11 protein-coding genes are annotated in these 9,030 nt (G+C 53.6%); 5 read left to right on the top strand and 6 right to left on the bottom strand.

The window, feature by feature from the left end:
• Positions 1 to 203: 203 nt before the first annotated feature.
• The 4 genes from BM275_RS17255 to BM275_RS22105 all read right to left on the bottom strand — a co-directional run bounded on the left by BM275_RS17255 (position 204) and on the right by BM275_RS22105 (position 4,118).
• Positions 204 to 482: a BPSL0761 family protein gene (locus BM275_RS17255; protein WP_015275580.1), complete on the bottom strand. Its 279-nt coding sequence runs from the start codon at positions 480 to 482 to the stop codon at positions 204 to 206.
• 73 nt (positions 483 to 555) lie between these two features.
• Positions 556 to 1,740: a UvrD-helicase domain-containing protein gene (locus tag BM275_RS17260; RefSeq protein ID WP_003292679.1), complete on the bottom strand. Its 1,185-nt coding sequence runs from the start codon at positions 1,738 to 1,740 to the stop codon at positions 556 to 558.
• Entirely contained in the window at positions 1,733 to 3,391 is a 1,659-nt protein-coding gene (locus tag BM275_RS17265; protein WP_015275579.1) for an ATP-dependent nuclease, read from the bottom strand. The genes BM275_RS17260 and BM275_RS17265 overlap by 8 nt, the downstream gene beginning before the upstream one ends.
• Before the next feature lie 478 nt (positions 3,392 to 3,869).
• Positions 3,870 to 4,118: a hypothetical protein gene (locus tag BM275_RS22105; protein WP_101153433.1), complete on the bottom strand. Its 249-nt coding sequence runs from the start codon at positions 4,116 to 4,118 to the stop codon at positions 3,870 to 3,872.
• Between the two features lie 63 nt (positions 4,119 to 4,181).
• Between BM275_RS22105 and BM275_RS22295 the strand changes: the two genes are divergently transcribed.
• Both BM275_RS22295 and tnpC read left to right on the top strand, forming a co-directional pair.
• Entirely contained in the window at positions 4,182 to 4,358 is a 177-nt protein-coding gene (locus BM275_RS22295) for a hypothetical protein (RefSeq protein ID WP_003292677.1), read from the top strand.
• Positions 4,355 to 4,717: a Tn3 family transposase post-transcriptional regulator TnpC gene (tnpC, locus tag BM275_RS17270; RefSeq protein WP_003292676.1), complete on the top strand. Its 363-nt coding sequence runs from the start codon at positions 4,355 to 4,357 to the stop codon at positions 4,715 to 4,717. The genes BM275_RS22295 and tnpC overlap by 4 nt, the downstream gene beginning before the upstream one ends.
• A 25-nt stretch (positions 4,718 to 4,742) precedes the next feature.
• Here the strand turns inward: tnpC and BM275_RS17275 are convergent, their stop codons facing one another.
• A complete protein-coding gene (locus BM275_RS17275) occupies positions 4,743 to 5,702 on the bottom strand; it encodes an arsenic resistance protein (RefSeq protein WP_044316584.1) in 960 nt (319 codons plus the stop codon).
• 209 nt (positions 5,703 to 5,911) lie between these two features.
• Between BM275_RS17275 and BM275_RS17280 the strand changes: the two genes are divergently transcribed.
• Genes BM275_RS17280 through BM275_RS17290 form a run of 3 tightly spaced genes read left to right on the top strand, consistent with a single transcriptional unit; the run spans position 5,912 to position 7,489 of the window.
• Complete coding sequence (locus BM275_RS17280) at positions 5,912 to 6,346, top strand: disulfide bond formation protein B (RefSeq protein ID WP_173425615.1); 435 nt, start codon at positions 5,912 to 5,914, stop codon at positions 6,344 to 6,346.
• Entirely contained in the window at positions 6,343 to 7,023 is a 681-nt protein-coding gene (locus tag BM275_RS17285; RefSeq protein ID WP_090522516.1) for a DsbA family protein, read from the top strand. The genes BM275_RS17280 and BM275_RS17285 overlap by 4 nt, the downstream gene beginning before the upstream one ends.
• Positions 7,024 to 7,027: 4 nt before the next feature.
• Positions 7,028 to 7,489, top strand: coding sequence for a methyltransferase family protein (locus tag BM275_RS17290; RefSeq protein WP_090522518.1), 462 nt, complete (start codon positions 7,028 to 7,030; stop codon positions 7,487 to 7,489).
• 215 nt (positions 7,490 to 7,704) lie between these two features.
• Here BM275_RS17290 and BM275_RS17295 read toward each other — a convergent pair whose 3' ends face one another.
• Complete coding sequence (locus tag BM275_RS17295; protein ID WP_003463565.1) at positions 7,705 to 8,625, bottom strand: cation diffusion facilitator family transporter; 921 nt, start codon at positions 8,623 to 8,625, stop codon at positions 7,705 to 7,707.
• Between the last annotated feature and the right edge of the window lie 405 nt (positions 8,626 to 9,030).

Here is a 9,030-nt window from a genome sequence, read left to right on the forward strand (position 1 = left end):
TAGCTGAGCCACCAATTATAGATACGAGGGAAGCTGTTACGGCACGGCGGTATGTCAATCACGCCCAGTGCACGGCTCCCTTCGGGCCGCTCAGAGATAAACGGGGCCTATTTAAACGGCATGATGGACATCAAGGCCACAGCCAGCATCTGCCCCTTGAACACCTGACGAGGGGGATCCTCTTGCCAGTGTTGCGCCCCGGCTCAGCTGGCTCCGTGATCCGAAAACATCGGATCATTTAACAGCCAGCTGACTAACACCGGATGTAGAGGTCCATGCTTGTCGGCCAATAGGGAAAGCTCTTGCTTGGATCGCTCTTCCACTCGACCAGCCAACCAGACGGCTTCTGCTGTCGGGTAATGCCGAAGTAGATTATTTGCTTGGTACCGTACGTTTTCAGGAAGGCTCGTGTCCCTAGCCAGCTCCTGTAGGAAGTCCCGTGTTTGAACAACGCTACGGGTGCGCTCATGGGCCATCGTCATGGTATTGCTCCTGAAATGTCCGCGGGGAGAGGCGGCTTCTCGTCACTCAACATGAGTCGTCAGCCTCTCCGCCTCACTTTTCGATCACTGCATTGAGCGCGCCAGAGCCATCCCATATGGGGTAAGGGAGCCCTTTCACCTTCTTATCCTCGACGAGGAAGGCCAGGCTATAGCGCGCGCGGGTAATCGCGACGTATAGCTTGTTTCGCGACTCCTCCGTCTTATCCTTGTCGAACACTTTGGCATTTCCGCCAATGAACTTCAGATGTTTATCTGACGGGATCACAAGCACTCGATCAAAGCCTAAGCCTTTGCAGGAACCGAACGTATAACAGATAAGGTTACCCGGTAGGTATCCAGTGCCGGTGGTGGACGACCAGCGCAGTACTTGAGGCTGAAACGCTGCCAAGTAATCGCTCACCTGAGATTGTTTCACTATGAAGGTGCCATGGTGATGCGATATTTCGTCTGGCACTTTCTCGACACCTGTTACCGTCTTGTCATACAGCCCCAGGTGGATCGTGTCGGAGAGGTCGCAGATTTCTTGTATGCACCTGCGATTCTTCGGCATCGAATGCTTTTCGAACTTCATTTTCCCGACGAAGTAATCGACCTTCTGTTGAGGCGTCTGCGGAGCCTTATGGCCGAACGTCGTTGTGTAGATTGTCTGTCGAAAGTCGCCCACACAACAGATCGAGTCGACCATGACCTTGTTGAGTGATTTGATCACGTCGTAGTCCCAACCGACCAAATCCTGCACTTCATCAAAATAGACCCTTTGATAAATCTCCTTCAACCGCTTGGCAGGGGCATTTTTGGATAGTTTCGCAATGAGGGTCGCAAGCTTTGCCAAAAACCCGGAGTACGCCTTTGTTTTGCAGGGCGTCAGGTAATGCAGTGGATTGATCGTGCCATCTTCCGATTTTTCAGCTCTGCCTTCAATGTAGTAGGTTGTACCTGATATTAAGTGAGGGTTGTTCTCAGTGAACGAGATAGTCGTGATCCGATCTGGAAATACCTCGCTCTGATAGGGACGCACCATATCTTCCAGGTAAAAAGAGAACAGCCCCTTGACGACGAAGTGCTCACTGCTAGCACCGTACAACTCAACAAAACGAGAGCGCAACTCTGCCTGATTATTGGTTGTATAGGTGACTACAAGCACACGTCCACCAGCCTTGATGGTCTCAATGGCTTCAGTAATGATCTTGTGCGTTTTCCCTGATCCGGCGCCTGCGACCCAGAGTTCGTTAGGCAAAATCGAGCACCTCGTCTAGAAAGGCTGGGTACTTGAAGTCCAGTGCGCCATCGAACAGTTTGACCGCAGAGTCGACCTTGCGAGCGCCTTTACCGTTGCCCTTTACGCTCTTGAACCAACGGATCAAATTTTCCCTTCGATCCTCCAGAGAGACCTCTGCGTTGTAGATATTGAAGGTTTCCGTCGACAAGACTTCCTTTGCGAAAGCGTCAAGGGTTTTAATGTCAACTGCGTTGGCATAAATCATCGCTGGCTCAAGCGAAAATTCGGCGTCGTTCATCGACGAGTACAGCTTGATGTTAGGAAACGCAGCGTATTCCAGACGTCCTTGTACAACGTTACCGTTATAGTCGCCGTCATTATCCCTGAGCACATGGATCTTGGTGCCGATCTCTTTACCGACTTCGATGAACGTCTTGAAACCTACACCGCGTACCACGATGATATCTATCCCGTCCTGCTCAGGCAGTCGGTTGTGTTTTCGTTGGTAGATTTTCTTGAGCACCAGTTCGTCCGACGGCCCCTCGACCAGGATGACCTTGCCCGACAGTGCCACCCGCAAGGTGTCGTAGCCAGGAAGACGCTTGAGGGTCTTCACCACTTTAGCGTCTAGCGTGTGCAGCCTTTTGTACCCTGACTGCACAAGGCAAATTTTGTCGATACTCAGCTTGTTCAACACATACGAGCTGTGGGTGGTCAGGAACAGCTGCTTGTCTCCTCGCTGGGTTTCGATGTAGTGCACAAGCTTGTTCAGATTGGTGTGAGATAGATGATTTTCGGGCTCTTCCATCATCACCAGATCGATGTCGTGGGATTTGTTCTGAATGGCCAGTTTAATCTGCACATTGCTCTGTTCACCCTTGCCGATGAGGTGAAAAGGCACATCATCGACCTCAAGCTGTAGGCCGGTCTGGATGGAGCCCGCAGGTAACGTACTTGCTGCAATGGTGAGCTTGCTATCGGTGATAAGGTGACCCGCATCAAGGCTGGCATTGACCGTCCTGACCTCCCCGGAGTTGTTAAACACCTGCAGGTTTTCACGATAATTGAGGGTCAGCTTGACGAGCTCTTCCTTCGCCAATGCGGTGTTGAGAATGCTCGAAATGTACTGGTTCTTCCCCATGGTTGGGTGGATACGTGTGGGGTCGATGTACAGCGCCTTAAACTTCTTAGCGATCGGTTTTATCGGATTCCAACCGAAATCGAGCCATTCCACCTTATAGAATTCGATCGGAATGCTGGTGATGTTCGGCTTGGTCAGCAGGTGGCTCTCGTATACGGCCTCCAGCGACGGGTCGAAACAGGCTTGTACCAAGACGCCCTGGGCGTCAGCCTTGAGGCTGTTGTTCGAGCCTCGGTACTCAGGCACACCGTCAATGTAGGCTTCGATGATAAGGCTGGGCAGGTGCTTGGAGCTCAAGTCAGAGGCGAGAAACCGCGTGACGGCATCCTGATTGAAAAGATCAGGGGAGAACTCGCCGTTGAAGGGCCGTCCACGATGATTGTAATTGAGCACAATTTCTAACGCTTCCAAGATTGTGCTTTTACCAGCATTGTTGTCGCCGACGAAAATATTGACGTCGTCGTTGAATTCTAGAAGTTCGTCGCGAAATTTTTTGAAGTTGATCAGCTTGATGGCTTTAACGTGCACTCTAAATCCCTCTAGGCATCGCTTGATAATGGCGTATTACCATGGCAAATGAACCGTACCTTGGGTGGTGTGTGCTGTCCATATGGCTATCAGCTGAAGACGAACGTCTAGAGCAGTTTTGAATCACCTCGAGTGCCGTGGTCACATCTAATGCCTGCTTTTGGCCCAGAGTGTGTAAAAACGCTTCGTCAAAATTGAAGTGCGCGCGTCTACGTGAAATCTGAAATTTTTCGGCACCTCAGCAGATGTGGATTTCGCCCAGATGCGCGATTTCCAGTCCGGTTTTGAGTACCTGTCGCGCTCGAAAACGTTTTTACACAGCCTCGGCCGATTGCAGCCGGTGACGACAGGCACCTGTCGGCCAAAAGCTGCCTGTCGTTGAGTGCAATTTTTGACTCATGGCTGCCAGCAACGGCAGCAGTTAAAATGCTCAGAGACGATCACTCAACGAGCAATAGACCTAGTTTGTTCGACCGAGCTAGATTAGTAAAAGCTCTTTCACTTTTTGCTTGATTTCAGCAGGGCTTTCTTCAAATCCGTATTTACCGGCATTATCTTTAGAAGAGTTATATCCCAAGAAATAACCATTGTATTGAAAGTAGTTAGTGTCAATTTTTCGCCTGCTTGGCTTGCCTTTTTCCAGCATATCCAGAAGCGTTTTTAAGTGTGAGCGTGTTAGCCAGAATTTTAGAAGTAATCCGCTCCCTAGCACTTCAGTGCCGATCATTGGAGCTGCTTGAAAGCCCAAGGCCTAGCTCAGGGCTAGTCGTCTACACCAGTTCCGCTATGTATGCTGAAGGGGGCCCAACCACTCTACCTGACCAGCAACCTCAAGCGCTTCGGCGAATTCAACCTCAAGCTAAACCGGCCACCGGAGCCCTGGATCAAGGACTCGGTGTTCCAACAAGCTGCCGGCTCGCTGCGGGTGATCAGACCTAGCCAGCTAGATACCGAGAAAACGCCATGATCAACATTCCTCCCGCATCCTTCCGCCTTACACCGTACGGCGAAGTGGACGCCGTGGCGTTGGAAAACCTGCGCGACAGCTTCGACACCTCTCAACTGCTCCGGCTGGTTGATCGCTTGGACGTCTGCTTGGTGGAACTGGGTGGAATCACCTCCATTCGCGACGAGCTACTGAGATTGCATGCGATGGCTCTGACGATAGTTGAGGGCATCGCTCTTACGGTGCCTGCCGAGAGTGCTTGTATCTGGACAGAAGCCCAATCTCTACAGATGGATCTTGAGGCACTGGTTTCTTGGGCGCGCTCCGCTCAGCTCATCATTGCGCCGCTGATCAATCTTGCTCCACAGCACGAGGCATGAGCGCTCTCGCCGATTTCGACGAGGCTCAACTGTTTCTGACCATGGCTGGAATCGCCCGTAAGTAGATCAATTCACCAATCAGTTCTACGAGTGTCTGAGTAATCACAGCCGCCGCGGCCAGCGCGCGAATGGACTCCGGGAGCGCTAGGGCCAGGGGAAGCACTACAAGCGAGTTGCGAGTGCCTGAGCTAAAGGCCACTGCCCGTGCGGCAGAAGCCTCCAAGCCAAATAGCCGGGAGCTGAGTACGCCGAGGGCCGGAGCGAGTAGTAGAAACGCTCCGTATACTGGAAGCAACGGCGCCAGGATGTCGAGTTGGTACACGACAGCCGCGATCTGCGAACCCACCACCACGATTAGAACCAGGGCCATTGCAGGCACTGGCAGCCAGGCCCAACCTGCGCTCCATGCGCGAAGCAGCAGAGATCGGCGTCCGCCAAATTCGGTGAGCACAGCCGCTACCAAGGGTAGGACGATCAGCAACAGGAAGGCTTCTGCGAAGGGCCACAGCTCGATCACTGTGCCGGCTTCGGGGCCAAGGATTAGCCGCAAGTAGAGGGGCAGCAGCAGAAGCTGGAGCAACAGCAGCAATGGCGTCGCCGCGAGCACCAGACGAGAGTCCCCTTTGCCCAGGTGGGTGAAGACCACCACGTAATCGATACAAGGCGTCAGCAGGACAAGCAGCGCGCCGACCAACAAGGCCTTGTTCGATGAGAGCGGCCACGTCACCAGCCACACCATCAATGGCACCAATAGGAAGTTGGCCAGCAACAGGGCACCGACGAAGCGGTGGTTGGCAAAAGCTTCTCGCAGCTCCAAAAAAGGAATCTGCAGAAACATGGCATACATCAGCACGGCAATCGCCGGTGTGATGGCCATGGCCGTCAGTCCGGTGAATTGCGCAGAGCTCAAACCTGCAATGGCAGCGGCCACCACCGCCGCGAAATAAAATGCTATCTGGTGTTCTTCCAGCCAGTCCCGCGACATCTGATATCTTCCCTTGTTGCGCAAGGGCGACATTCTCCCACTGGCATCGGATTTAACCCAGCGTTGAGGCTGGTTGCTTTTCGCTTTGCCGTTGGGCGAAGTCCGCAACGGTCCTAACAAGTCCTGCCGATAAGAGGATGCATGATGTTTCGAAATAACTGGATGGCGGGTCTGAGGCAAGTGCTCGCCATCGCCAGGAGTTAACCGCAATGAATCCTCAACCTCCAAGCATGACCTGGAATCTGCTGCTGCTAACCTGGCTGGTCGCACTGGTATCGACGCTGTCCGCGCTGTTCATTGGTGAGGTGATGGGCCAGGCACCCTGCGTGTTGTGCTGGTTCCAGCGTGCCTTCATGTTTCCGCTGGCGGTGATCCTGGCCATCGCCTGCTACCGCTCGGATTTTACAGTCTGGCGTTATGCCCTACCGCTGACCGTTATCGGTGCGGCGCTGGCATTTGTTCACACGCTGCTCTATGCCGGGCTGATTCCACAGCCGATCCAGCCCTGCACGGCCACCGGTCCATCCTGCTCAGGCGCCGGAATGACCCTCTTCGGCGTGGTGCCCCTGCCGGCACTCGCCTTGTTCGCCTTTATCCTGATCGCCATCCTGCTCATTCTCATCCGTCGGAGAACCACCCCATGAATCGCCGTTCCGTGGTCCTGATCATCAGTGTCGTGATCCTGGCCGTCTTTGCTGCCGCCGCATTCTTCTATTCCCCCTCGCAGTCGCCTCAACAGGCCCAGGCTCCCGGTTCGACCGCCCAAGAGACCGGGACACAACCCAAACAGAACGGCGGCCAACTGGTTCGCTTCCACTCACCAGTATTTGGTCCGGCGCAGGCTCCAGTGACCATCGTCGAATTCTTCGATCCTTCCTGCGAAGCATGCCGCGCATTCCATCCCTATGTGAAGCAGATACTCGCCGAGAACCCGGAAGATGTGCGTTTGGTGCTGCGCTATGTGCTATTCCATCAGGGCTCCGAAGAGGTATCACGGATGCTGGAGGCGGCGCGTAAGCAAAATCTTCATGAAAAAGTGCTGGAGGCTGTGCTGGAGGCCCAACCCGGTTGGCACGACGACCCCAAGGTAACGCAGGCATGGGCTGCTGCAGAGCGCGTCGGTTTGAACTTGGAACAGGCCCGCCAGGACATGCATACGCCTGGCGTCAACGCCGTGCTGGAAACGGACATGCAGGACGTTAAGGCCGTTGGGGTTCGTGGCACGCCGACTTTTTTTGTCAATGGTCGAGCGCTCAGCGAGTTCGGCCCGGAGCCGCTGCGCCGATTAGTGAGCAGCGAAGTGGCCAAGGCACGGGAATGACACTATGAGCGCGCTGGAGAACCGCGTGCCACCGCTGCTCGTAGCTGGCCTGATCGCTCTGCTGATGGGTTTGTCGGGGCCCAGATTACCGAGCATCGAACTGGCATGGACCGCGCGGCTGACCTTCGCTTTGCCGGTACTGTTCCTGGGGCTCGGCGTGTGTTTCGCCGGCGTACTGTCGTTTCGCCGCGCACGTACTACTGTCAATCCATTGCAGCCGCAGCAGGCTTCGGTGTTGGTGGAGGCTGGCATCTATCAGTACAGCCGCAACCCCATGTATTTGGGCTTCGCCATCAGCCTGACGGCCTGCGCGCTGGTCTTGGCTTCGCCTCTAACCCTGCTTGGCGTGGTTGCTTTCGTGCTGTACATGAACCGTTTCCAGATCACACCCGAAGAGTGGGCGCTGGAAGCACTGTTCGGCGAATCATTCGCCCGCTACCGTGCACGAGTCCGCCGCTGGCTCTGAGCGTCGGCGGCGGTAGCGACTGGCGGGGCTTACTCGTCGCGGCAGCCTGCTGAAGGTGCCACGACCTAGCCTGATCTCCTCGTGGCGAGCTACTTTGGCCACATGCCGTTAGCATTTCTAAGGTCAAGGGCATAGCGCCAACGAGTGACGCACGCGAATTCGCTCCGTTGATATCGAGCTAACTGTCAGGTGACAGCGGTAAAAGCAAAGCAGGCTTATGCTTCGCTGCGATGATTGTCGGCCTGCCTGGTGTCGATACAAACACTGCCGTCTAGCTCCATTTCAAGTGTCGAGTGGCTGACTTTGAATTGCTCATGGAGTACTCGTTTTAAATCGGTCTTCACTCGTTCGATATCAGGCAGACTAGCCTTCTTTATGACAACGTGGGCTTCCAATGCAATTGTATGTTCCGCGATTTCCCAAACATGTACGTGGTGAACACTCTCAACATCGTCTACTTGCTCCATGACGTTGATTATATCGGCGATGGAAACTCCTTCTGGTGCGCCCTCCATCAACAAGTGAATGGTTTTAGGCAGCATGCTAAAGCCCTGCCAGAGCACGTAACCAGCAATCATCAATGTCACTACAGTATCCGTCCAGTACCAGCCGTACAGAAGAATCAATGTCCCGGCGACAACAACGCCGACGGAGGCTAGTGCATCCGATACATTATGCAGGAATGCCGCCTTTATATTCATGCTGTCCTTAGACATTGTGTAGGTGAGCAAGGCCGTGGCGATATCTACAATCAAGGCTATTCCCGCCACCACGACCACTGTCCAACCCTCAATAGGCTGAGGGGAATATAACCGACCTATAGCCTCGTAAATAAGGTAGAGACCGATGATAATCAACGAGACCAAGTTGATTAAGGCCGCTATGGTTTCACTGCGTCGGTAGCCGAAGGTTTTAAAAGCATCCGGCGGCCTGCGACCGATCTTACGCGCGATTAGCGCAATAACCAGTGATGCGGCATCGCTCAAATTATGTAGCGCGTCAGCTATAAGCGATAAGCTGCCAGAAAGTATTCCTCCAACAACTTGTGCCAGAGTTAACGCAGCATTAACGCCAATGGCAGCGATTAAACGCTTATCGCCTATGGCTTCGGTGTTATGGTTATGTTCGTGGGCCATTGGTTTTTACCGCTCCTAAAAAATAAAGTAAGACAAGGGTAGGAAAACCAAACGACCGCCCATAATAGCTAATTAGGCAATACTAGTGCCTATACCATCTGGCCTTCCAAACCACACTGACAGAAATGCGACCACTCTCAAGCGAGTTCGTGCATTATCGTCTGAAACTTGCCGATAACTGGCCGATCCCTCTCAAACGTTAAACGACGTTGCTCGCTAATGATAGATGATACGGCGTCAATCCGAAGATGACAAAATTGTAATCTTCCAATCATTCTTTTCGTAGGATAGGCCCTTGCAGATTGGTGCGCCTCGGTGCTGACATGACGAAGCAAGGCGCTCATGTCACCGCGCAATGGAAGCATTACATTTCAATAATGTAATGCTTGGCTCATGCTGCTGTTA

It is taken from the genome of Stutzerimonas kunmingensis, assembly GCF_900114065.1.
GTDB classification, from domain to species: domain Bacteria; phylum Pseudomonadota; class Gammaproteobacteria; order Pseudomonadales; family Pseudomonadaceae; genus Stutzerimonas; species Stutzerimonas kunmingensis.